This window comes from Rahnella sp. GSA61A (assembly GCF_019969905.1).
In the GTDB taxonomy this organism is placed as follows: domain Bacteria; phylum Pseudomonadota; class Gammaproteobacteria; order Enterobacterales; family Enterobacteriaceae; genus Rahnella; species Rahnella aceris.
On sequence record NZ_JAHXYO010000049.1, the window covers coordinates 1 to 1,371 of the forward strand.

Consider the following 1,371-nt stretch of genomic DNA (forward strand, 5'->3'; position numbering starts at 1 on the left):
CTGCCGCCGCCTATCAGCGTGATGCGCTTTTTCGCGCTGAACAGGATGTCGCCGTCCACCGCCGTGAGGCTCACTTTTTTGCCCGCCGCAAGCGCCAGCCGGTTGTTCTGCGCCTGAACGTCGACCCTGCCTTCGCTGGCCTTCAGGCTCATTTCGCCCTTCAGCGCAAAGATGCCCATTTCCTCACCGGTGTTGACGGTCAGGTTCTTAATCACCCCGATATCCGCACTGTTACCGGCGTTCAGTATCATGTTTTTGGCGGCGGCCAGCTGCATATGTTCGCCGCTGGTCAGTGCAATCCCTTGTGGCGCGCTGGCCAGCACCACCTGATTTATCGGCTTCAGCCGTTCGCTGAACATGGCGATTTGCGCCGCGATGTCGGCCTCCAGCGCGCTGGCCTCGGCGGCGGCCTGGCTGAGGGCCTTTACCTGACGCTGCAGGTAGTCGATTTCAGCCATCGCCGCGCTGTTATCCAGCACCTGACCCTGCGCCTGCGGCTGGGCGTCCGCGCTCAGAAAGACGCCCTTACCGCCGCGCAGGACGCCGTGTTCATCGGTGCGCAGCTCAAAACCTTCGCCGCGCGGCGCGTTTTGCGCATCGACGATATGCCCGCTATTCAGCTGGGTCTTGCCGTATTCGGTGGCGAGTTTGATGTGCTCCTCACCGCGCCGGTCCTCCATCCGCAGTTTGTTATTTGACGGGGTGCGCAGAACGTTGCGGGTGTGGTTAAGTCCGGTCACGTGGTCGGGATGTTCAGAGTCGTGCAGCGCGGCGGCGATATACGGCCGGTCGGGGTCGCCGCCGTCAAAGGCAATCGCCACTTCGGTGCCGTCGGTCAGCGGCATATGCCAGCCGTAGCCGTCGCCGCCGTAGGGTTTGGCGAGGCGCACCCACAGGTAGGCATAACCGGCATCCGCCGACGCACGGTCGCCGTCAATGCGCACGCGGTAACGCCCCTGATTATCCAGCCACGCGTAGGTGTCGCCTTTGGCCGGGCTTTCCACCCGCGCCGGTATCGTGCCGCTGAGCACCGGCCGCGCCGGTGGTTCGGGACGGAAGCCAATCGTTTCGCGGTACGCCATCCCCCAGATATTGAGGCGAAAATGTTCGGTGCGTGAGCCTTTGGCGACGATGCGGGTAATGAGGATGCCGTCCGGCAGGTCGCTGAACGGGTAGTTCTGCGGCTCCAGCACCTGACCCGGCGCCAGCCCGCTGCCGGTGGTGCGGGCGAATATCCGGCACTGATGATTGAGTTTACGTTCATGGCGGATGCGGGCGTAGAACGCGCCGGTTTCGGCGGCGGCGTCCACGTCCTCACCGGCCTCGCGGTAAGGGCGGGCGTACAGGTAGCTTTCGCCGGTCACCGGCGCG

1 protein-coding gene is annotated in these 1,371 nt (G+C 64.3%); it reads right to left on the reverse strand.

All coding sequences use genetic code 11. The features are described from left to right. On the reverse strand, positions 1–1,371 hold a 1,371-nt coding region (locus LC431_RS26160), incomplete at both ends, for a type VI secretion system Vgr family protein (protein ID WP_223510479.1).